Source organism: Saccharothrix sp. ALI-22-I, assembly GCF_001984175.1.
Classification (GTDB): Bacteria; Actinomycetota; Actinomycetes; order Mycobacteriales; family Pseudonocardiaceae; genus Actinosynnema.
The window spans coordinates 797,805-819,939 of the sequence record NZ_MTQP01000069.1; the positions used below are offsets into that span (position 1 = coordinate 797,805).

Consider the following 22,135-nt stretch of genomic DNA (forward strand, 5'->3'; position numbering starts at 1 on the left):
GTCAGTATGTCCCGGACGGGTGGCCGTACAGACCGGGACCCTTGACCTCGACGCCCGCGAGGAACGCCTTCGAGGCCTCGTAGGACGCCGCGATCAGCTGGGCGGTGTGCCCGAAATCGAGCGGTGTCACCGGCTGCACGGGTGGTCCGGGCAGGTAGACGATCGGCACGTCCACCGACGCCAACTCAGCCTCCAGCACCGCCTGGTTGCGAGTGCCCAACGTCGCCCAGAACAGCAGCGTCTCGGCCAACGTCGCCGGCACGGTCGGCAGGTGCCCGGGGAACGCGCAGTCCAGCACGACCAGCGATTTCGCCCCCATGGCGAGCGCCTGGCGGATCGGCACGTTCGCCAGCACGCCGCCGTCGTAGAGCACCCGCCCCTCCCGCCGCACCGCCGGGTAGATACCGGGAATCGCACTGCTCGCCAGCACCGCCGACACCAGATCACCCGAGGTCAACGTGACGGCGGTGCCGGTCACCGAGTCCACCGCCACCGCGCCGAACGGCAGGGTCAGCTCGGCGAAGTCCCGCACGCCACCCAGCCCGAACCCCAACACCTCACCCAGCCCGGTGTTGGGGAACAGGTGCGTCTTGTGCTGCCGCAACGTCCGGGCCTGCGCGAGCAGACCGCCGGGGAAGACGCGGGCCCTGGTCATGTGCTGCCAGATCGCGGCGAGCCGTTCGAACGCACCGGCCGGGTCCAACGCGAGCAACGACCCGTTGACCGACCCGACCGATGTGCCCACGACAAGATCCGGCACGACACCGCCCTCGGCCAGGGCACGCAACATGCCGACCTGGCCGGCGCCCAGGCTGCCACCACCACCGAGCACGAACCCGACGGGTCCGGGAAGGTCCACCACGGCCCGGATCGTCTCACCCGACCGGACGCACCGCCCGGGCGGCCGGCGTGCCGCGCACAAGGTCATTTAGAGTCGGGAGGGGATCACAAGGGGGGTAGCGGGTGATCGTGTGGATCAACGGCGCGTTCGGCGCCGGCAAGACGACCCTGGCCGAGGAACTGCACCGCCGGCTGCCGGACGCCCTGCCGTTCGACCCCGAGTACGTCGGCTACCTGCTCCGCAAGTGGGTGCCCCTGCCGGACAGCGGTGACTTCCAGGACCTGCCGCTGTGGCGCAAGCTCACCGCCGAGTTCGCCATCGGCCTGCACCGCGAGTACGACCACCACGTCATCACGCCCATGACCCTGGTCGACACCGGCTACCGGGACGAGGTCTTCAAGTTCCTCGCCGAAGCAGACGTCCCCGTCCTGCACGTCTTCCTCGACCTGGCCGCCGAGGAACTGCGTCACCGCATCAACACCCAGGTCCTCGATGACGACCCGCAGGTCGACGCCAACGCCCGAGCCTTCCGCCTCCGCAACGTCGACCGCTGCGTGGCCGCGCGAGCCACCCTGCCCCCGGACACCCTCGTCCTCAGGTCGGACCAGCACACCCCCGCCCAACTGGCGGACCAAGTCCTGGCCGCCCTCCCCGGCTGACAGCTCACACCGACGGCGGTCCGGCAGCGATCCGGTCGCGCACCGCGTCGACCGTGGTGTCCCAGTCCGACTCGATCCACCAGGTAGCGCCCGCGTCGGCCCACTCCCCCACGCTCGTCGCCACCCCCTCGGCGATCACGTCGTACCCCTCCCACGGCAACCCGAGCGACGTCCGCAGCTCCCGCGCATCAGCCCGTCGTACACCGCTAGCTCTTCCCCTGCCGCCGCACGACGGCCCACTCGGCGGGCGCGGCGGCGTCCACCACGCCATGGGGCACCAACGCCCAATCCACAGTGGACGAACCAGCCAGCACAGTGATCCGCACCGCCGGCCGCAAGGGCGAACGAGCCCCGACTCCGCGCCTCAACCGGGCCGAGCACCACCCCGTAGTCCTCGGCGAGCACAGCAACCCGCTCCGCCAACGCGTCCAACTCCGGATCGGACGTCGGCACACCGAACGCCACCACCGCCGCCAACGTCCGCTCCACCGCGTCCGGATCGTCCAGGAAATGCTCCACAGCAGACACAGCGACCGCTCGTTCCGCCTGCAACACAGCGAGGTCCAACGCAGGCACACCGGCCGTAGCCGACGCGGGCGCGGCCGGAGCTTTGCGCCATCACGATCGAACGGGGGACACCGATGTACCAGACACCACCGCAGTACTCGCCGGTCATGCCCTACGAGACGCCGCGACCCCCTCGGCACCGGCTCCCGCTGTTCCTGCTGCCGCCGGTGCTGTTCGGCGTGCTGTTCTTCGGCGGGTCCTACCTGCTGACGCCGGAGCCGGACGTCGAGATGCAGTCGGGTTTCGCCGCGCCGCCCAGCGCGACCGCCGTGGAGGCCGGGGTGAACCCCGGTTCGCCCGAGCGGATCGGGTTGCGGCAGGCACCGGGCGCCGCCCCGGGCAGCGTGCTGGTCCGCGTCGCGGCCGACGGTCGGGAGGTCCCGGTGGGCGCCACCTCGTTCCACGGCGCGCGGCTGGCCGCGGTGGAGGTCGGGTCCCGGGTCGATCGCGCCCTCGTCGGCCCAGACGGCACCACGGCGGTGGCCGTGGGCGACTTGTTCGCCACGGCCCGCAGCGACGGCCGGGTCATCCCCCTCGACGTAGGCGAGACCGACTTCTTCGGCTCGTGATCCTCCTGGCGGAAAGGACGAACACCCTGATGCCTCAGCGGACGTCACCGAGGCGTCGAGGTCGCCCGACCCGGACACGGGTTCTCGACAGCGGCGAGCACGAGCGACCCCGGCACCGCCCGACGTCACCGGGGTGCCCGAACGTGGCCGGCCGGGCAGGGCACAATGGCTCGCTGTGACCACAGCCATTCACCAGAGGATCGCCGACGAGCTAGGGGTGCGGGCCGGGCAGGTCAGTGCCGCCGTCGACCTGCTCGACGGTGGTTCCACCGTTCCCTTCATCGCCCGGTACCGCAAGGAAGCGACCGGCATGCTCGACGACACCCAGCTGCGCACGCTGGAGGAGCGGCTGGGCTACCTCCGCGAGCTCGAAGAGCGTCGGGCGGCTGTGCTCGACTCCATCCGGTCCCAGGGCAAGCTGGACGAGGCGCTGGAGGCCTCGATCCTGGCCGCCGACTCCAAGGCCCGGCTGGAAGACCTCTACCTCCCGTACAAGCCGAAGCGGCGGACCAAGGCGCAGATCGCCCGTGAGCAGGGCCTGGAACCGCTGGCCGACGGGCTGTTGAACGACCCGACGCAGGACCCGCAGGAGGTGGCGAAGGCGTACGTGACCGAGGAGGTCGCGGACGTGGCCGCCGCGTTGCTGGGTGCGCGCGCGATCCTGGTCGAGCGGTTCGGCGAGGACGGCGACCTCCTCGGTGACCTGCGGGAACGCATGTGGGGCCAGGGTCGGGTGGTGTCCAAGGTCCGGGAGGGCAAGGAGGAGGACGGGGCGAAGTTCTCCGACTACTTCGACTTCTCCGAGCCGTTCACCAAGCTGCCCTCGCACCGCATCCTCGCGCTGCTGCGCGGCGAGAAGGAAGAGGTGCTGGACCTCCAGTTCGACCCGGCCGACGAGGACGAGCCCACCGGCTACGAGGCGCGCATCGCGTCCCGGTTCGGGGTGGACAACCAGGGCCGTCCGGCCGACCGGTGGCTGGGCGACACCGTGCGCTGGGCGTGGCGGACCCGGATTCTCGTGCACCTGGGCATCGACCTGCGGTCCCGGCTGCGGGCGTTCGCCGAGGACGAGGCGGTGAAGGTGTTCGCGTCGAACCTGCGGGACCTGCTGCTGGCGGCCCCGGCCGGCACGCGCGCCACCATGGGCCTGGACCCCGGCTTCCGGACCGGTGTGAAGGTGGCCGTGGTCGACGCGACCGGCAAGGTCGTGGACACCGACGTGATCTACCCGCACGTGCCCGCGAACCGGTGGGACGAGTCGATCGCCAAGCTGGCCGCGCTGGCCAAGAAGCACGACGTCGACCTGATCTCGATCGGCAACGGCACCGCGTCGCGGGAGACCGACAAGCTCGCCGCCGACCTGCTCAAACGGCACCCCGAGCTGAAGTTGACCAAGGCTGTGGTGTCCGAGGCGGGCGCGTCGGTGTACTCGGCGTCGGCGTTCGCGTCGGCCGAGCTGCCGGGGATGGACGTGTCGCTGCGCGGCGCGGTGTCCATCGCCCGCCGGCTGCAGGACCCGCTGGCCGAGCTGGTGAAGATCGACCCGAAGTCGATCGGCGTGGGCCAGTACCAGCACGACCTGTCCGAGTCGAAGCTGTCGCGCTCGCTGGACGCGGTGGTCGAGGACTGCGTGAACGCGGTCGGCGTGGACCTGAACACGGCGTCCGTGCCGCTGTTGACCCGGGTCTCCGGCATCACCGCCGGTCTGGCCGAGAACATCGTGCTGCACCGCGACAGCAACGGCCCGTTCCGCTCGCGCCGGGCGCTGAAGGACGTGGCGCGGCTGGGTCCGAAGGCGTTCGAGCAGTGCGCGGGCTTCCTGCGCATCCCGAACGGCGACGACCCGCTGGACGCCTCCTCCGTGCACCCCGAGGCGTACCCGGTGGTGCGTCGGATGCAGGAACGCGCGGGCGGTGAGCAGCTGATCGGCAACACCGCGGTGCTGAAGTCGCTGCGGCCGCAGGAGTTCGTGGACGACAAGTTCGGCCTGCCGACCGTCACCGACATCCTGCGCGAGCTGGAGAAGCCGGGACGCGACCCGCGGCCGGCGTTCAAGACGGCGACGTTCGCCGACGGCGTGGAGAAGATCGCCGACCTCAAGCCCGGCATGGTGCTGGAGGGCGTGGTGACCAACGTGGCCGCGTTCGGCGCGTTCGTGGACGTCGGCGTGCACCAGGACGGTCTCGTGCACATCTCGGCGCTGTCCAACACCTACGTCAAGGACCCGCGGGACGTGGTGAAGTCCGGTGACGTGGTGCGGGTGAAGGTGCTGGAGGTCGACATCCCGCGCAAGCGGATCGGGCTGACGCTGCGGCTGGAGGACGAGCCGGGCCGCAAGCCGCCGCGCGAGGAAGGCCAACGCGGCGGTCAGCAACGTGGTGGTGGTCAGCGCGGCGGGCAACGCGGCGGGGGCAAGCCCCGTCAGCAGGAGCAGCGCCCGCCGGCGAACGGCGCGATGGCCGAGGCGCTGCGCCGGGCCGGGCTTGGCGGGGGCAAGTAGGGGTACTCACGGGCCATGAGGGTCGTCGTCACGGGTGCCAGCGGCAACGTGGGGACGGCCCTGCGCCGGGTGCTCGCCGATGCGGGCGACCCGGTGGTGGGCGTCGCGCGGCGGATACCGCCCGGTTCACCCGGGTGGGTGAGCTGCGATATCAGCGCGACGGCCGCCGAGGTGGTGTTGAGCAGGGCGTTCGCGGGTGCGGACGCGGTGGTGCACCTGGCGTGGGCGGTGCAGCCCACGCCGGGTGAACCGGACATGCGGCGCACCAACATCACCGGCACTTCCCACGTGCTGCGAGCCGCCCGACGGGCGGGTGTGCCGCACGTCGTGGTGGCGTCGTCGGTCGCGGCCTACACGCCGGCGTCGGCTCCCGTGGACGAGGGCTGGCCGTGCGGCGGGGTGCCGGGTAGCGCCTACAGCGCGCAGAAGGCCGAGCTGGAGCGGTTGCTGGTCGGACAGCCCGGGGTGGCGGTGGTGCGGCCTTGCGCGGTCGTGCAGCCGGACGCGGGCGCGGAGATCGACCGGTGGACGCTGAGCCCGTTGATCCCGCCCGGGGTGTTGGGGCGGCGGTGGCTGCCGGTGCCGTTGTGGCCGGGGCTGCGGATGCAGATCGTGCACGCGGAGGACGTGGCTCGGGCTCTTCAGGTGATCCTGCGGCGGCGCGCGGTGGGCGCGTACAACATCGCCGCCGATCCGCCGTTGCGCGCGCCGGAGTTGGCGGCGGTGGTGGGCGGGTTCCTGGTGCCGGTGCCGTTGGGCGTGTTGCGGGCGTTGGCCTGGCCGACGTGGCGCGTGGGTCTGCAACCGGTGCACCCCGGCTGGTTGCGGCTGGCCGATCAGGTGTCCGTTGTGGACTCCGGTCGGATGCGGGCGCTGGGCTGGGCGCCGATGCACGATCCGCGTGAGGCGTTGGCGTCGTTCATCGCGGCGCTCGCGGCGGGGCGTGGGACGTGGGGGCCGCTCGCGCCGCAGCACGGGAGTCGGTGGCGTCGGCTGGGATTCGGTCGGCCGGTGCATCAGAGCCAGGGAGACGTGCGTTGAGCGATGTCGTGGACGCGGTGGTCATCGGGTCCGGTCCCAACGGGTTGGTGGCGGCGAACGTGCTGGCCGACGCGGGGTGGGACGTGCTCGTGTTGGAGGCGGCCGAGGAGCCGGGTGGGGCGGTGCGGACGGCCGAGCTGACCGAGCCGGGGTTCCACCACGACCTGTTCAGCGCGTTCTACCCGTTGGGGGCGGCGTCGCCGGCGATCGCCGGGCTGGGCTTGGAGCGGCACGGGCTGCGGTGGCGGCGGGCGCCGGACGTGCTGGCGCACCTGTTGCCGGACGACCGGGCGGTGGTGCTGTCGCAGGACGTGGACCGGACGGCGGCCTCGGTGGAGGCGTTCGGCGCGGGTGACGGTGACGCGTGGCGTTCGGAGTTCGAGCGGTGGCAACGGGTGCGGTCGGAGTTGCTCGACGGGCTGTTGCGGCCGTTCCCGCCTTTTCGTGCGGGGGCGGGGCTGTTGGGGGCGTTGGGACCGGGTGAGGCGTTGCGGTTCGTGCGGTCGTTCGTGCAGTCGGTGCGGGCGTTCGGGGACGAGCGGTTCTCGGGTGAGGGCGCGCGGATGTTGTTGGCGGGCAACGCGATGCACACCGATCTGGGGCCGGATCAGGCGGGCGGGGCGGCGTTCGGGTGGCTGCTGTCGATGCTCGGGCAGGACGTGGGGTATCCCGTGCCGGAGGGCGGGGCCGGGGCGTTGACGCAGGCGTTGGTGCGGCGGCTGGGTGGCGTGGTGCAGTGCGCGCGGCCGGTGACGCAGGTTGTCGTGGCCGGTGGGCGTGCTCTGGGGGTGCGTGACGCGGCCGGTGGTTACGTGCGGGCGCGCAAGGCGGTGCTGGCGGACGTGCCCGCGCCGACGTTGTACCTCGACCTGGTCGGCCCGGACCACCTGCCGCCACGGCTGGTGGCGGACCTGGACCGGTTCGAGTGGGACGACGCGACGATCAAGGTGGACTGGGCGTTGAACACCCCGATCCCGTGGACCAACCCGTCGGTGCGCGGCGCCGGCACCGTCCACTTGGGAGGCGACTTCAACGGGTTGGCGTTCAGCAGCACGGAGATCGCGTGCGGCCGGGTGCCGCGCACCCCGTTCGTGATCATGGGCCAGATGACCACGACCGACCCGACCCGCTCGCCCGCCGGCACCGAAACGGCCTGGGCGTACACCCACGTGCCGCGCGGCGAACGCTGGTCCCCGGACCGCCTACGCCGCCGAGCCGACCGCGTGGAGCAGCTGATCGAACAGCACGCACCTGGCTTCCGCGCCTCGATCCGAGCACGCATCCTCCACGGCCCAGCCGACCTGGAGGCACGCAACCAAAGCCTGATCGGCGGCTCGATCAACTCCGGCACAGCCGCCATCCACCAACAGCTGATCTTCCGCCCCGTCCCGGGCCTGGCCCGCGCCGACACCCCCATCGACCGCCTGTACCTCTCCAGCGCCTCCGCCCACCCCGGCGGCGGCGTCCACGGCGCCCCCGGCGCCAACGCCGCCCGCGCCGCCCTGACCCGCAACGGCCTGGCCGGCGACGCCTACCGCCTCATGATCCGAGGCCTGCACCGCACCCTCTACTAGCCGACCGTGCCTTTGCGGACGGCCAGGTCGTCCAGGCGGCGTAGGGATTCGCGGTTGCGCGGCGCCAGGAACAGGGACTGGACGGACTCGGGCAGGAGGGATATGGGTCCCTTGACGGCCTCTTCCAACATGGTGATCTCGGCGCCGTCGGACACGGTCTTCAGCTCGAACCGTATCCGCGCCGCACCCATCGGCCACATGCGCGCTTCCAGTTCCAGCATCCGGGGCGGGTCGACGTCCAGCACGGTGGTCACGTCCTTCACCGCCGCCGGCCACACGCCGATGCTGTGGTGAATCCGGGTGCCGGTGCCGGGCCAGCCCGGGTCGACCTGGCGGATGTGGGCGGCGCCCACCACCCAGCTCGCGTAGGACCAGCCGTCGGCCAACACCGCGAACACCCGCTCCACCGACGTCGGCACCGTCGTGCGCACCTCGATCATGCCCAGCGGATTCCCCAACCGGAGCGGGGAAAACTACCCGCAAGGGCTACTTGGCACGCGTGCCCTTGAGCTTGACCAGGTCGGATTCGAACAGGTTGGCGACCACGGCCAGCCCGCCGGGCGTCGCCGGGTCCGGCTTGGCGATGTAGGACTGCGTGCTGGACGGCCGACCGACCAGCGAGAACCGCAGCTGCCCGGTGAGGCTGTTCGTCTCGACCTTGTTCGTCTCCTGGAACGCCCGCAGCACGCCGTCACGGGTCAGGTCACGCGCCGCGCACGCCTTCTCCAGGATCGCGGCGAACGCCATGCCGATCACGTAACCGTGGTCGACCGACCCGGTCGGCTTCAGGTCCGGGTACTTGCGCGTGAACGCCTCGGCGACCGCACGCGGCCCCGGCAGGTCGGTGGCGAACGGCGCGATCGGCGACACCACCTGCACCCGCTTCACCACCGCGGCCGCGGCCGGCGAGTCCAGGATCAGCGGGTCGTACCCGACCGCGTTGACCAGGAACGGCACGTCCCAGCCGATCCGCTCCGCGGTGGCGACGGCGGTCGCGGTCTGCTGCGGCGACGTGCTCAGGAACACCGCCCGCGCACCCGCCGCCTTGAGCTCGGCGACCTGGGCGACCACGTCGGTGGTCTCCGGCACGGCCTTGGACACCAGCGTCATGCCCCACTTCTCGGCGGCGAACGCACTGCCTTCGAGCGCGTTGCGCCCGTAGTCGCTGTCGACGTGGATGTGCCCGATCGTGTCGCCCTCGCCGATCAGCCCCGCCCGCTTGACGTGGTCCAGCCCGTTGATCACGTCGAGGTCGTAGGTGGTGCCGACGATGACCATGTGCGGGTTGCCCAGCAGGCTCGCCGACCAGGACGCGGGCGCGGCGATGGCGCGGGTCTGCATCAGGTCCGGCTCGATGGCCTCGGTCATCGGCGTGCCGGTGACGTCCATGAACCCGAGCACCTGCGGCTCCAGGTCGAAGTACGCCTCCAACGCCCGGTCGACGTCGTAGCCGTGGTCGGCCTGCTTGAGCTCGACCTTGCGCCCGCAGATGCCGCCGCGTTCGTTGAGCTCGCCCAGGAACAGCTCGTAGCCCTTGATCCGGATGAGCGACGTGGGCGAGAACGGACCGGTCATGTCGGTGAGCACGCCGAGGGAGATGGTGTCGGCGGTGACGCCCGGCCCCGCCTTGATCGGCTTCTCGTCCTCGGCGCCGCAACCGGCGGCGGCGAGCAGGGCGAGCACGGCTGATCCGACGACGAGGTTGCGCACCACTGACTCCCGTCACTCACGTTACCGATGGGTAAGGAGTATTGACAGAAGTCACTCGGATTGCCTAATCGTGTGACATACCGCACGGTCGGTGAACTTTTACCGAGCCGATCCGTACCCAGTGCCACCCGAATAGATCAACTTAGACAGGAAAGCCGCGAGGATCGACGCTCTCCGTCGATCCTCGCGGCTCACACCCGACCGGTACGTGCGCCTACAAGTACGAGCGCTGGCCCCACGGCATCGCCGCGGCGAGCTGCGCACGCCTGCCGATGTCGAGCTTGCGGTAGATGCGGGTGATGTGGAGTTCGACGGCCCGGGTCGACACCGAGAAGTGCTCGGCGATCTGCCGGTTCGTCATACCCTCCAACATCATCAGTGCGATCCGGTGTTCGTGTGGCGTCAACGGCTCACGCGAACGCGCCTCGGCGCTCTGCCCGTCACGCGGCCGGACGATACCCGGCACGCGCTCACCTTCCGGCACACCCAGCAGCACGTGCCACTGGCGTATGCGCACCTCGGCGATCGACTGCGACCGCACGTACGGGTCACCGCGCACCAGGTCCCGGGCGGCGGCGTCGTCGGGCACCTGAACGATGAGCAGCACGCCGGAACCATCGGCCCACGGGCCGGTTCCGACGAGCACACCCTGTTCGGCGAGCGGACGCCAATATTCCCGGTGTGCGAGATGAATGGATCTCCGCACCTGGCGCGCATCACGAAATGTCAACTCAACGGCGAAAGCCACTGGACTGATCCCCATTTCATTCCGCGGCCGACTTTCGACCCATACTCAACTGGGGCGATTATTCACTGTCAAGTGAGAGACCTCACACCTGTGATTTGGGAACCGAATGACCCCGATAGCCGCTTTTCGAACCAGTGCTCCGCATAGCGGTCGTCGTTGAACGCGGGCACCTCGCGGTAGTCGTGCCTGGCGTACAGCGCGCGGGCTTCGACCAGGTCAGCCCGGGTGTCCAGGCGAATGGCCGCAGCACCAAGTGAGACGGCGGCCCGCTCCGCCGCCGCGAGGAGCACCGCTCCCCCGCCCGTGCCGCGGGCCCCGGGGTCCACGAACATGCGCTTCAACTCGGCCGTTTCCGGACCGACCATGCGAAACCCGACGCACCCTCGTACCACCCCGTCCCGGCGTCCCACGAAGAACCTCGCCAGGTCGTCGGTCGGGTCGTCGGCGATCGCCTGGTCGACCTCGGCGGGCGTGGCCGGGCGGCCGTAGTACCGGCCGATGATGTCGGTCAAGTAGGCGCGGATCACCGCCACCGCGGTCGGGCTGTCGACCGGCTCCGGCCGAACGGTCCAGGAAGTCATTGGCGGATTCTCACCCCGGCTGGGCCATTCGGACACGTGGTTTTCGGCATTCCGACGCGTGTAAAGTCCAGGCCCGTGGCAGCGCAACAGGTCCGCCTTGAGCGGGACGCGGTCGGGCTGGCCGTGCTCACCGTGGACGCTCCCCCGCTGAACCTCTACTCCGCCGAGTTGCAGGACCTGCTGGAAGCGGCGGTCGACGACTTGGAGGACCGGCCCGCGCGGGCGTTGCTGATCCGCTTCGAGGGCAAGGTCGTCAGCGGCGGTGTCGACGTCGGGCTGTTCGCCGCGCAGAAGACGTCCGCGCAGGCCAAAGCCCTGTTCGAGCAGATGCTGGAGCTGCCGGAACGGGTGGCCGCGCTGCCGTTCCCGACCGTGTTCGCCGCGCACGGGCTGTGTCTCACGTGGGCGTTCGAGGTCGCGGTGGCGTGCGACATCCTGCTGGCCGCCGAACGGGCGCGGTTCGGCCTGGTGGAGAAGGTCGTCGGGCTGACCCCGACCATGGGCGGCACGCAGCGGCTGGCCGCGCGGGCGGGCGTGGGCCGGGCCAAGGAGTTCGTGATGACCGGCGACCGGTACGACGCCGCCACGCTGGAACGGTGGGGCGTGGTCAACCGGGTGCTGCCGGACGAGGGTTTCGAGGACGCGGCGCTGGAGTTCACCCACACGTTGGCGACCGGGCCGACGTTGGCGCACGCGGCCACCAAGCGGGTGTTGGCGCACTTCGAGAGCGGTGGCGTGGCCGAGGCGAACGAGCACGTCGCGGCGATCGCGGCCGAGCTGTTCGACACCGAGGACCTGCGCGGCGCGGTGCGGTCGTTCCTGGCCGAGGGGCCGGGGAAGGCGACGTTCAGCGGTCGCTGATCCGCGGCGGAACCCTGTAGATCAGCCGTGTAGATCAGCGGGGGTCGTAGGCGGCCGATCCGTACCAGGCCAGGGCGGAGCGCAGCTCGACCACGTCGCGGTCGCGGCGCTTGCGGTAGCGCTCGTGCGAGATGGGGTAGACGCGCAGGCCGCCCTTGTGCCGGGTGAAGCTGCCGCGCCCCAGCGTGTCCGGGGCCTTGGCGGCGCTGACCAGCCAGACCACGAGCCACGGGCGGGCGTGGTGTGCCTCGACCTTGACGCGGGCGATCGCGTACCACGGGAGGCGGCGCGACTCGGCTCCGTTGGACAGCGTGATGCCGTCCGGGCCGACGTCCAGGGTGAGCGGTGCGCGGGCCACGCCGACCACGAGCCGGATCGCGGCCACGGCGAAGGCCAGGAACGCGAGGATCGCGGCCAGCCGCACCGCGTCGGGCGCGCCGAGGTTCGGGTCGGCGATGGAGCCGGTGACGATGGCGGCCAGCACGTTCGCCCCGGCCCAGCTCAGGCCCACCACGCGGGAGGTCTTGAACCGGACGCCGGTGGGGCGGACCTCCTTGCGTCCGGGGTCGGTGCGGACGGGGACCAGTGCCGCCGGTGCCGGGGTGGCGATCGTCGGAGGTTTGGGCGGTGGGTCGTCCACCATGACGCGGGTGGGCGGTTTGGCGGGCAGCATGCTCAGCTCGGTGTGCCGCTGCTCGACCATGGTGCGGATGCGTGCGGGCAGCCAGGACGGTTCGGCGGACGGTGGGCCGATCAGCTCCAGCAGGCGGGCGGGCGTCGGGCGGTGCGCGGGGTCGCGGACCAGGCACGGCACGATCAGCGGGACCAGGTTCGACGGCACGTTGGACAGGTCCGGTTCCTGGTGGACCACGCGGTAGACCAGCGCGGACGTGGCGCCTTCGCCGAACGGACCGCCGCCGGTCGCGGCGTAGACCAGGACCGAGCCGAGCGCGAACACGTCGCTCTGGGTGGTGATCTTCTGGCCGACCACCTGTTCGGGTGACAGGTAGCCGGGGGTGCCGAAGACGATGCCCGCTTCGGTGAGCGCCGAGTGCTCCAGGGCGCGGGCGATGCCGAAGTCGATGACGCGCGGGCCGTCGTTGGCCAGCAGGACGTTGGACGGCTTGAGGTCGCGGTGGACGAGGCCCGCTCCGTGGATCGCGACCAGCGCTTCGGCCAGGCCTCCGGCGAGGCGGCGCACGGCGCGTTCGGGCAGCGGGCCGTGGTCCTGGACGGCCTGCTGGAGGCTCAGGCCGGGGATGTACTCGGTGGCCATCCACGGCCGCTCGGCGTCCGGGTCGGCGTCGACGACGGTGGCGGTCCAGAAGCCGCCGACCGCGCGTGCCATCTCGACCTCGCGGCGGAAGCGCTCCCGGAACTCCGGGTTGTCGGCCAGCTCGGCCTTCGCGACCTTGACCGCGATCGGCCGCCCGCCGCGCGAGCGGGCCAGGTAGACCGACCCCATCGCACCGCGGCCGAGCGCGGCGAGCAGCGTGTAGTCGCCGATCCGCGATGGGGCGTTCGGGGGCAGTGGCTGCACGACACCCACACTAGATGTGCCGGCCACCCAGCCTGGGCCAGACGGCGAGGTTCGCGGCGCAAGCCACAACGACGCAACCTCAGGGGTGGTCACGGAGTCGAGGACGCCTCAGGACCCGCTCAGCGTGTTCTGAGCGTTGAATTCAGGAGTCCTGAACGTTGGACACGCCTGTTCTGAGCGTTGGACACGCGCGTTCTGGGGGTTGGACACGCGCGGGGGTCAGGGGGTGGTGAGGGTCAGGAGGTCTTGGGTGCGGGCGTGCCAGGAGTGGGGTTGGACGGAGGTGCGGAGGGTGTGGGCGGGGAGCAGGGGGCCGGTGGCGAGGGTCTGGCGGATGGCCTCGATGAAGGCGGTGGGGGTCCGGGCGACGCGGACCCGGTCGGTGTAGGCGGCCAGTTCGGCGAAGTCGGTGCTGACGACGGGGAGGCCGAGGGCCAGGTACTCCTTGAGCTTGATCGGGTTCGAGCGCTTGATCCAGTCGTTGTCCTGCCACGGCATGATCGCCACGTCGAACGCCGACCCGTAGGCCGGGATCAGGCTGTACGGGCGGAAGCCCAGCCAGTGCACGTTCGGGTACTTGTCGAACCGCTCCATCGGGTGGGTGGCGTCACCGATCAGCACCAGTGAGGCCTCCGGCAGCTCGGCGGCCACCTGTTCCAGCAGGTCGAAGTCGACTACGAAGTCGTCGAGCGCCCCGAAGAACCCGATCCGGGGACCGTCGATCGAGCGCACGTCGTCCGGCCACTCGAACTCCGGCCGCGCGGTGAAGTGGTCAACGTCCACACCGTGGTCGAGGAAGTGGGCACGGGTACCGGTCCGCGGCAGCTCCTCGTCCATCAGGGCGTGGCTGACGTACACGACGTGGTCGGCGTGGGCCAGGAGCTGGTTCTCCAGCGCCTCGATGGAGGCGCGGTCGGCCTCGGGGAAGTCCGAGTGCCGGTCCGACCGGTTGAACACCAGGCTCTGCCGGCGCATCGGGGCGACCACGTCCCACGCGGTGGGGATGGTCACCATGATCACCGGCGTCCGCAGGCCGAGCGCACGCGCGACGAGGCGGACCTGGGTGCGGACCAGCACGGCGTTGACCTTGCGCAGGAACGGCGAGCCGTAGAACGGCAGCGGCAACGGCGACATCACGTAGAAGTCCGGCATCGGCTTGCGCACGAACTTGGCCACGCTGCGCAGCTTGCGCAGGATGCGCCGGGACACGTGCGTGCTGTTGCCCCGCGTGGGCATCCGCATGCCGATGCTGTTGACCACCAGCACCTTCCGGTGCGCCGACATCGACCGCATCAGCTGGAAGTCCGAGTGCGCCCGGTTGTGGTACCACCAGTCCTGCGCGGAGAAGCACACCCAACCGGGCTCGGCGGCCTGTCCGGGACGCGCGGGCCAACGGCGCCACCGCAGCAGGTCGCCGATGGCCTTGCGGTGCTTGACGCCACGCGGCACGCGCACCAGCTCGTTGAGCAGCACCGCCCACCACATCACGAACGCGGCCAGGCGTCCGCTGCGCTCCCGGACCATCCGGACCCGGTTCGTCGTGGCCATCGACCACAGCACCGGCGACGTCGACTGCTCACCACCGAAGTGCACGGCGTGCGCACGCGGCTCGTAGCGGACGGCGTACCCCCGCTTGCCCGCACGCAACATGTACTCGGTCTCCTCCGAGTACAGGAAGTACCGCTCCTCCAGCACGCCGGTCGCCTCACGCGCCTCACGCGAAATCAGCCACGCCGCACCCGTCGCCCAGTCCGACGTCCCGGCCGTCTCGTACCGGAGGGGATCGACCACCAGCTCACCCAGCGCGTCGAACCGACCCGCCCGCGTGCCGCCGAGGAGCGCTTCGCCCACCGCGCGCAACGGGTTGGGCGCACGGCGCAACGACAGCTGCGGCGCGCCGTCCGCCCCGGCCAGCCGGGGCACCGCGATGCCGGTGCCGGGCAACGCCAACGCGGCCCGCAGCAGCGTGATGGCGTCCGGATCGAGCCGGACGTCCGGGTTGAGCACCAGCACGTCGCAGTCCGGCGCGGCGGCGAACCCGGCGTTGACGCCCGCGCCGAACCCGTCGTTGGTCGGCCGCGCCACGATCTGCGCGTCCGGCGCGACCTGGGCGACGATGTCGAGGGTGTCGTCCGCGGAGGCGTTGTCCACGACCACGATCCGACCGTCCGGGATGGACTGCAACGCGACGGCGATCGACTTCAGGCAGTCTTCGACGACCTCGGCGCTGTGGTAGGTCACGACGACGACGGCAAGCGGCACTATCTACTCCCCGGTCTGATTGCCGACTCCGTCGGCGGTCGAGCGACGGAACCGGGTGCGCAGCGCGCCCCCGAGCAGGCGGAACGCGAACGGCAGGTCGTCACGCAGGTAGCGCTTGGCCAGGCGGCGCGGTTCGAGCGCGAGGCGGTGCAGCCACTCCGCACCCAGCTTCTGCACCGCGCCCGGGGCCCGCCGGAACTCGCCCGCGGCCATCGGGATGCCCGCGCCGCAGCCGAGGAACCAGGCCTGCGGCAGCTCCGCGCGCAGCAACCCGATCAGGCGTTCCTGCTTGGGGAAACCGAGGCCGACCAGGACCAGGTCCGGTTTGGCCTGCACCACCTTGGCCACCGCGTCGGCGGTGGCGTCGGCGGAGGAGTCGAAGCCGAACGGCGGCGAGTCCGTGCCCGCGATCCGCAGTCCGGGGTACTTGTCGCGCAGCACGTCGGCGGCCCTCTCCGGCACGCCGAGGTCACCACCGAGCAGGTAGACCGAGCGGTCTTCGCGCGCGGCGGCTTCGGCGAGGGTGAACACCAGCGACGCGCCGGTGACCCGTTCGGGCACCGGGACGCCCGCGAGCCTGCCCGCCCACACCACCGGCATGCCGTCGGCGACGACCATTTCGGACTTGGCGACCAGCTCGGCCAGTTCAGGACGGCGGGTCGCGGCGCGCACGATGTCGACGTTGGCCGTGACGATCGCGCCACCCTCGGCCCGTCGCCAGGCTTCGGTGACGTGCTCGGCGACGCCGGACTCGCGGACGGCCCACACATCGACGGCGCCCACGCGGACGCGGGCCAGGGAGATGTCCGGCATACCCGCGTCATCGGGTTCGGACCGGTCCCCGTTACGACGCCCCCGGAACCGGTAACGGTTACCGCACGTGACCGATATCGGGAGCATGTACGTTGCGTCCGTCCGGCCCAGTGAGCGGGTCAGGGGCAGGGTTCCCGGCACGGTGTTCGCGCTGGGCGCAGTGAGCCTGCTGACCGATGTCTCGGCCGAGATGGTCACCGCGTTCATGCCGGTCTACCTGCTGTTCACGCTGCACATGGGTTACGCGCAGTTCGGTGTGCTGGACGGTCTGTACACGGGTGCGACGGCGGTGCTGCGACTGGTCGGCGGAGCCGTCTCCGATCGGACGCACCGGCACAAGGCCGTCGCCGCGGTCGGTTACGGACTGTCGACGGTGACCAAGTTCATCTTCCCGGTCGTGGGCGCGTCGGCGTTCGGCATCGGCGCGACGATGGCGGCCGACCGTGCGGGCAAGGGCCTGCGCACCGCGCCGCGTGACGCGTTGATCTCCCTGGCCACCCCGCCGGACCGGTTGGGCGCGGCGTTCGGCGTGCACCGGACCATGGACACGGTCGGCGCGCTGCTCGGGCCGTTGGTGACTTTCGTGCTGCTGTACGAGATCGGCATCGTCGCGGGCCCGGTGTTCGTGGTCAGCGCGTGCTTCGCCGTGGTGGGGCTGATCGTGCTGGTGGCGTTCGTCCGGGAGAATCCGAGGCCGGTGCTGACGGGCCCGCGACCGTCCGTGAAGGCCGGGTTGGCGTTGCTGCGGCAGGCCGGGTACCGGAGGGTGACGATCGCGTCGGCGGTGCTGGGGTTGGCGACGTTGTCGGACGCGTTCGTGTTCATCCTGGTGCAGAAGGCGACTGACGCCCCGCTGCACCTGTTGCCTTTGTTGCCGTTGGGCACGGCGTTGGTGTTCCTCGTCGCCGCCACGCCGATCGGACGGCTGGCCGACCGTGTCGGCCGTTGGCCGGTGTTCCTCGGCGGCCATGTGCTGCTGTTGGCCGTGTACGTGCTGTTCCTAGCCCCCGGCACCGGCTACGTCGGCGTTGGTTCGGCCCTGTTGCTGCACGGCCTCTTCTACGCCGCGACGGACGGTGTCCTGTCCGCACGGGTGAGCGCCCTGGTGCCGGAGTCGCTGCGCGCGTCGGGTCTGTCGGTGGTGCAGACGGGCCAGGCACTGGCCCGGCTCGTGTCGTCCGTGGCGTTCGGCTTCCTCCTCCAGTTCGCCGCTTTCGGCACCGCCGTCTACGCCGCGATCGCCTCCCTGCTGGTGGCCGTGCTCGTGGCCTGGCGCCTCAACGCACTCGCGGACACCGCTGCCACTGAGTGACCCACGGCCACAGTTCGACAGATGTGACATGGGCCACATATGCACGTTAGTTACGTTGCGGTAAATGGTTACCGATGGTGAGTATCGGGTTCCACCAGCACGAACTCACCAAGGAGATGTTCACAGTGGACTCGACCACCACGCTCGCCGTTGCCCGCGAGTACCTCGACGCGGTGTCCGCGAAGGACTTCGCCACGGTCGCCGGCCTGTTCGCCGAGGGCATCGTGTGGCACCAGCCCGGCGACAACCGGCTCTCCGGCACTCATCGGGGCCGCGCCGCCGTCGAAGGCGTGCTCGGCGCGACGATGACCATCAGCGCGGGCACGTTCGAGCTCGCGGTGACCGGCGCGCCCATGGTCAACGGTGACGTGGTCGCGGTTCCCGTCCACTTCTCGGCACGGCGCGACGACGTCGAACTCGCGCAGGACGGCATCGACGTGATGCGGATCGAGGGCGACCGGATCGCGGAGGTCTGGCTCTTCTCCAGCGCCCAGGACGCCGAGGACGCCTTTGGGGCACCGACTGAGGAGAATGTCGGCCATGTTCCAGCACCCGGCGTTCAACATCCTCACCGCGACCTGCCCGTCCCGCACGTCACTGGCCCGCATCGCCAACAAGTGGACGGCGATGGTGGTGATCGCACTCAGCGACGGCCCGATGCGCTTCGGCGACCTGCGCACCGTGGTCGACGGGATCAGCGGGAAAGTCCTCACCGAGACGCTGCGGGATCTGGAACGCGACGGACTCGTCACACGGCACGCGTACGGCGAAATGCCACCCAGGGTCGAATACGAACTGACCACCCTGGGACGCACGCTGCACACGCCCCTGCAGGCGCTGGGCCACTGGGCCGAGAAACACATCGAAGAGGTGCTCGCAGCACGCGAGACCTACGACGCCCGCGGTTGACCGCGGGCGTGACCGCGGCCCGTGCACCCCCGAAGGTGCACGGGCCGCGGGTTCCGCAGGGGTGCGGGTTCAGAGGAGGTGGATCTGACCGTGTGCGGCGGACGGGCCGTGGGTCTGGTCGCCCGCGTGGCCGGCCGTGTAGCCCAGGAGCAGGGTGGCGGTGCCCACCAGTAGCGGGACGTTGGCGTTGCACTCGGCCTTGCCCGCGGAGTTCGTGGTGGCGGTGCAGAGGGGGTGGCCCTTGACGGTGCGGAACGAGACCAGCTTGCCCACCACCGGTTTGCCGGTGTGCGATTCGGTGAGCGTGGCGTCCAGGCCTCGCAGGGTGAAGCCCAGCAGGCGCAACTGGAGTTGGCCGGAGCCGGCGGCCAGCTTGGTCGGGGCGGGCGGGACGGCGTGGATCGCGATGCCCACCGGGTCCACGCCCACCGGGACCGAACCGACGGTCGACAGCGTTGCGGTGTCCACAATCGACAGTGTTCCGCTGTTGAAGTTCGTCACGTACGCCTTGGAGCCGTCCGGTGTCAGTGCCACGTTGATCGGCCTGCTGCCGACCGGGATCTGGGCCACGTGGGTCAGTGCGGCGATGTCCACCACGGACAAGGTGTGGTTCTCGCTGTTGGTGACGTACGCACGCGCGCCGTCCGGCGAGATCGCCACACCGTGCGGGATGAAGCTCACCGGCACCGTGCCGATCACGGTGTTCGACGCGGTGGCGACCACGGCCACGTTGTTGGAGAACTTGTTGACCACGACCAGCTTCGCGCCGTCCGGGGTCACCGCCACGGCGGTCGGGGTGTTGCCGGTGGGGATGTCGGCGATCTTGGTGTTCGTCGTGGTGTCCACCACGGACACCGTGCCGGGGCCGACCACGTCGTGCGCCACGTAGAGCCGCTTGCCGTCCGGCCTCATCGCGACACCGTCGGCGTTCGCACCGACCGGGATGGTCTCGGTCGTGGTCAACGTCGCCGTGTCGACCACGGACACCGTGCCCGCCAGGTAGTTCGACACGTACACGTGCCCACCCGAGGGCGAGACCGCGACACCGGCGGGTCCGTCGCCGACCGGCACGGCCGCGTCCACGGTGTTGGTCGGCGTGTCGATGATCGTGAGGGTGTCATCGCGAACGTTCGTCACGTAACCGCGCGTGCCGTCGAACGCGACACCGACCCCGTAGGGCGAGTCACCGTTCGAGTCGATGAGCGTGTTGGTGACGGCGTTCGTGGCCGTGTCGAGCACCGACACCCCACCGCCGTTGTTCGCGATGTAGCCGAGCACGCGGTCGGGTTGGGCGCCCGCCGCCCCGGACGGCACGAGCAGCAGCGCCGCGCCCAACACCACCGCACTGCACACGGCGGGCGCTTTGCGGATCTGTCTGAGCAACACGATCGGCCTCCGGTGGGTTCGAGTCCCGCACTGGCCCAATCGCCGTACACCGCCCAGCTGTTAGCAGTCGTGGGGGCGGAAAGCCGTAGCCGGCCGCGAAACCGCTCAGAACCGGTAGACGTGCACCTGGTACGGACCGAAGTCGTCCACGATCTTGCCGTCCACGATCGGCACGGTCCGGTTCTCGTCCACCACCGTCGCCGTGCCCGACTCCACCGGCACGCTCAGCGTCACCTTCGCGGCGCGGCTGCGCGGGTCCTGCTTGGTGCCGTCGGTCTGCGCCAGCACCCACCGGTCCCCGCCGATCTCCTTGTGCAACACGGACACCGGGATGCCGTTGTCGCTCACCGCCGGCGCACCCGGCTGGTTGGGCGCGTTGAGCACCCGCGCGAGGCTCTTCAGCCGCGCGTTGACCGCGGTGACGCGAGCCATGATCTCGGGCCGGGTAAGCACGCTGGAGTACTCGCCCTTGCCCTCGGTGTAGAAGCTGTGCGCGAAGTAGTTGATGCCGGTCGCGCCGTGCAGGATGGTGTTCCACACCGCCGATTCGAGCTGGTCGGCGTTGATGATCTCGCCGTGCGTGTGCGGGTGCCCGGTCTCCACGAACCCGTACAGCGGCTTGTCCGGCCCGCACCACTTGCGCATGGTGTCGATGACCTGGCCGTAGCTGTACGCGCCGACCGTGTCGCCCCGGTCCGGGTGCGTCCAGGCGTAGTAGTCGGCCGACGCGATGTCCGCGGCCGAGCAGTACTTGCGCATGTCCTTTTCGTAGGACTCCTCGATGTAGCCGTACCCGATCTCACCGGTCGGCGTGCCCATCCACGGGCTGAAGTTGAGGTACGTGGGCCGGGACGGGTCCTTGGCGCGCACCGCGTCGGAGGCCTTCAGGATCGCCGACGGCTGCATGTCGGGGTTGAACACGTCGCCGTAGACCTTGTTCATGTCCGGCTCGTCGGCGATCAGGTAGCCGACGTAGTTGCGGGCGTGCGCGGTGTCCGCCAAGACCGTGTCGACCCGCGTCCCGTCCGCGTAGACCCGCCAGTCGGTCTCGTAGAGGCCCTCCTGGCGGAGGTACCACCACTGGTCCTCCCACAGCCCGATGCCGAAGTCGACGCCGATCTTCGGGTAGGCCCGGCCCAGCTTCTCGCCGTTCTCCACGCCGGACGGGTCCTGCATCCAGACGTTGACCGGGAAGACGCTCGGGTCACCGGTGGGATTGGGGCCGTTGGCCCACTTCTTGTAGTAGTCCACGGACGGTCCGGCGAGCGCCGGCGCCACCACCCGGTCCGGTTCCGGATCCGGTTGCGGGTGGGACACGGCCGTGGCCGTACAAGCGGTCAGGGTGAGTCCGAGTACTGCCAAAAGTGCACGAACCATGGTCGTGCTCCTGTTCACCTCGGCGGGGTGCGGACGCGCCCACGCGCGGCCAGCACCTGTTTTGCTTTCTCGAAGCCGCCGGGTCCGAGCAGCCGCAGCGCCGTCGTCTTGGCCAAGTATCTGGCCCCGTCCCGGGCCACCCGCAAGGGATGTCCCACGAATCGGTCACGCGCCAACACCCCACCGGCGGGCTCCGGCACGTCGTCCAGCGCGGTGCCGAACAGCGGCCGGTACGGCGCGGGCGCGACCAGCCTGCCGCGAGTGCGATTGCTCACGTTCCCGCCGTGCACGACCTGCAGCCAGCCGGGCGCGCCGCCCAGCGACACCACCTCGGCGTGCCGGTGCAGCCGGTTGTGCCAGTCCGCCCAGCACGTCACCGGGGCGTCCCAGCTCTCCCGCATCGACGCGAACGCGTTGTCCCGGTCGTGGTGGGCGAACAGCCCCTCCGGGCTCTTGACCAGCCCGTTCGCCAGGTACAGCGCGGTGCGGCGGCCGGTGGAGCGCTCCGCCTGGAGCCGGGCGATGAAGTTCGCCGCCAGGCCGTCGTCGTTGTCGAGGTTGGTGGTGATCAGCTCGTCGCCCTTGGTCGGGAACAGCTTGGAGATGTCCTCGATCAGCTCCTCGCGGCTCACCTGAGTGCGGAACACCGGGGTGTAGGCGTCGCCGTGGGCTTCGATGCGGTCCTTGAGCCACTGAGGGCTCTCCGGGTCGAAGTAGATCAGCCACCGGAAGTTCGACGAGGTCTGGGCCGCCACTGAGGGCAGGCAGTACCGCTCGAACAGCCCGACGCGTTCGGTCAGCCACCCGTCACGCGCCCGCACGACGCTTTCCGCGCCGACGGACGGCAGGTTGAAACGCGTCAGCACGACGTGGTCCATGGAACCC

Annotated in this window: 20 protein-coding genes and 1 pseudogene; 9 read left to right on the top strand and 12 right to left on the bottom strand. The window is 70.6% G+C overall.

Annotated features, from left to right (window positions below; all coding sequences use genetic code 11):
• Position 1: 1 nt before the first annotated feature.
• Entirely contained in the window at positions 2 to 862 is an 861-nt protein-coding gene (locus tag ALI22I_RS45725; protein WP_238598905.1) for a patatin-like phospholipase family protein, read from the bottom strand.
• A 101-nt stretch (positions 863 to 963) separates the two neighbouring features.
• Here ALI22I_RS45725 and ALI22I_RS45730 point away from each other — a divergent pair, with 101 nt between their 5' ends.
• Complete coding sequence (locus ALI22I_RS45730) at positions 964 to 1,500, top strand: AAA family ATPase (RefSeq protein WP_077011767.1); 537 nt, start codon at positions 964 to 966, stop codon at positions 1,498 to 1,500.
• Positions 1,501 to 1,504: 4 nt separating this feature from the next.
• On the opposite strand, the gene ALI22I_RS54970 is transcribed toward ALI22I_RS45730, so the two are convergent.
• Positions 1,505 to 1,639, bottom strand: coding sequence for a hypothetical protein (locus ALI22I_RS54970; protein ID WP_274523057.1), 135 nt, complete (start codon positions 1,637 to 1,639; stop codon positions 1,505 to 1,507).
• 502 nt (positions 1,640 to 2,141) lie between these two features.
• Here ALI22I_RS54970 and ALI22I_RS45740 point away from each other — a divergent pair.
• From ALI22I_RS45740 to ALI22I_RS45755, 4 genes are all read left to right on the top strand, one after another.
• Positions 2,142 to 2,636, top strand: a complete 495-nt coding sequence (locus ALI22I_RS45740; RefSeq protein WP_077011768.1) for a hypothetical protein — start codon at positions 2,142 to 2,144, stop codon at positions 2,634 to 2,636.
• A gap of 175 nt (positions 2,637 to 2,811) precedes the next feature.
• Positions 2,812 to 5,136: a Tex family protein gene (locus ALI22I_RS45745; protein WP_077011769.1), complete on the top strand. Its 2,325-nt coding sequence runs from the start codon at positions 2,812 to 2,814 to the stop codon at positions 5,134 to 5,136.
• A 15-nt stretch (positions 5,137 to 5,151) separates the two neighbouring features.
• Positions 5,152 to 6,177 carry an NAD-dependent epimerase/dehydratase family protein gene (locus tag ALI22I_RS45750; protein ID WP_077011770.1) on the top strand — a complete coding sequence of 342 codons (1,026 nt, stop codon included), beginning with the start codon at positions 5,152 to 5,154 and terminating at the stop codon, positions 6,175 to 6,177.
• Positions 6,174 to 7,751, top strand: a complete 1,578-nt coding sequence (locus ALI22I_RS45755; RefSeq protein WP_077011771.1) for a phytoene desaturase family protein — start codon at positions 6,174 to 6,176, stop codon at positions 7,749 to 7,751. The genes ALI22I_RS45750 and ALI22I_RS45755 overlap by 4 nt, the downstream gene beginning before the upstream one ends.
• Here the strand turns inward: ALI22I_RS45755 and ALI22I_RS45760 are convergent.
• The 4 genes from ALI22I_RS45760 to ALI22I_RS45775 all read right to left on the bottom strand — a co-directional run bounded on the left by ALI22I_RS45760 (position 7,748) and on the right by ALI22I_RS45775 (position 10,742).
• Positions 7,748 to 8,191, bottom strand: a complete 444-nt coding sequence (locus ALI22I_RS45760; protein WP_077011772.1) for an SRPBCC family protein — start codon at positions 8,189 to 8,191, stop codon at positions 7,748 to 7,750. The two genes, ALI22I_RS45755 and ALI22I_RS45760, sit on opposite strands and share 4 nt — an antisense overlap.
• A 46-nt stretch (positions 8,192 to 8,237) precedes the next feature.
• Complete coding sequence (locus tag ALI22I_RS45765; RefSeq protein ID WP_143532784.1) at positions 8,238 to 9,461, bottom strand: ABC transporter substrate-binding protein; 1,224 nt, start codon at positions 9,459 to 9,461, stop codon at positions 8,238 to 8,240.
• A 214-nt stretch (positions 9,462 to 9,675) separates the two neighbouring features.
• Complete coding sequence (locus ALI22I_RS45770) at positions 9,676 to 10,224, bottom strand: LuxR C-terminal-related transcriptional regulator (protein WP_053715935.1); 549 nt, start codon at positions 10,222 to 10,224, stop codon at positions 9,676 to 9,678.
• Positions 10,225 to 10,277: 53 nt separating this feature from the next.
• Positions 10,278 to 10,742 carry a GNAT family N-acetyltransferase gene (locus ALI22I_RS45775; protein WP_338013551.1) on the bottom strand — a complete coding sequence of 155 codons (465 nt, stop codon included), beginning with the start codon at positions 10,740 to 10,742 and terminating at the stop codon, positions 10,278 to 10,280.
• Between the two features lie 123 nt (positions 10,743 to 10,865).
• Here ALI22I_RS45775 and ALI22I_RS45780 point away from each other — a divergent pair, with 123 nt between their 5' ends.
• Positions 10,866 to 11,651, top strand: a complete 786-nt coding sequence (locus ALI22I_RS45780) for an enoyl-CoA hydratase/isomerase family protein (protein WP_077011775.1) — start codon at positions 10,866 to 10,868, stop codon at positions 11,649 to 11,651.
• A gap of 34 nt (positions 11,652 to 11,685) precedes the next feature.
• Here ALI22I_RS45780 and ALI22I_RS45785 read toward each other — a convergent pair whose 3' ends face one another.
• From ALI22I_RS45785 to ALI22I_RS45795, 3 genes are all read right to left on the bottom strand, one after another.
• A complete protein-coding gene (locus ALI22I_RS45785; RefSeq protein WP_083752543.1) occupies positions 11,686 to 13,191 on the bottom strand; it encodes a serine/threonine-protein kinase in 1,506 nt (501 codons plus the stop codon).
• Positions 13,192 to 13,410: 219 nt separating this feature from the next.
• Positions 13,411 to 15,453, bottom strand: coding sequence for a glycosyltransferase (locus ALI22I_RS45790; RefSeq protein WP_077011777.1), 2,043 nt, complete (start codon positions 15,451 to 15,453; stop codon positions 13,411 to 13,413).
• Between the two features lie 3 nt (positions 15,454 to 15,456).
• Positions 15,457 to 16,266, bottom strand: coding sequence for a WecB/TagA/CpsF family glycosyltransferase (locus ALI22I_RS45795; protein WP_077011778.1), 810 nt, complete (start codon positions 16,264 to 16,266; stop codon positions 15,457 to 15,459).
• A gap of 85 nt (positions 16,267 to 16,351) precedes the next feature.
• Between ALI22I_RS45795 and ALI22I_RS45800 the strand changes: the two genes are divergently transcribed.
• The 3 genes and pseudogenes from ALI22I_RS45800 to ALI22I_RS45810 all read left to right on the top strand — a co-directional run bounded on the left by ALI22I_RS45800 (position 16,352) and on the right by ALI22I_RS45810 (position 18,487).
• Complete coding sequence (locus ALI22I_RS45800; RefSeq protein WP_077011779.1) at positions 16,352 to 17,578, top strand: MFS transporter; 1,227 nt, start codon at positions 16,352 to 16,354, stop codon at positions 17,576 to 17,578.
• Positions 17,579 to 17,694: 116 nt separating this feature from the next.
• Positions 17,695 to 17,991, top strand: a pseudogene (locus ALI22I_RS55825) (nuclear transport factor 2 family protein); the annotation flags it as partial.
• 127 nt (positions 17,992 to 18,118) lie between these two features.
• On the top strand, positions 18,119 to 18,487 hold the full coding sequence (locus ALI22I_RS45810) for a winged helix-turn-helix transcriptional regulator (protein WP_077011780.1): 369 nt from the start codon (positions 18,119 to 18,121) through the stop codon (positions 18,485 to 18,487).
• Between the two features lie 69 nt (positions 18,488 to 18,556).
• On the opposite strand, the gene ALI22I_RS45815 is transcribed toward ALI22I_RS45810, so the two are convergent.
• From ALI22I_RS45815 to ALI22I_RS45825, 3 genes are all read right to left on the bottom strand, one after another.
• Positions 18,557 to 19,873 (bottom strand): cytochrome D1 domain-containing protein, encoded by a 1,317-nt coding sequence (locus tag ALI22I_RS45815; protein WP_238598908.1) that lies wholly within the window; start codon positions 19,871 to 19,873, stop codon positions 18,557 to 18,559.
• A 105-nt stretch (positions 19,874 to 19,978) separates the two neighbouring features.
• Positions 19,979 to 21,190 (bottom strand): hypothetical protein, encoded by a 1,212-nt coding sequence (locus ALI22I_RS45820; RefSeq protein ID WP_238598909.1) that lies wholly within the window; start codon positions 21,188 to 21,190, stop codon positions 19,979 to 19,981.
• 74 nt (positions 21,191 to 21,264) lie between these two features.
• On the bottom strand, positions 21,265 to 22,128 hold the full coding sequence (locus ALI22I_RS45825) for a glycosyltransferase (RefSeq protein ID WP_077011782.1): 864 nt from the start codon (positions 22,126 to 22,128) through the stop codon (positions 21,265 to 21,267).
• Positions 22,129 to 22,135: the final 7 nt, after the last annotated feature.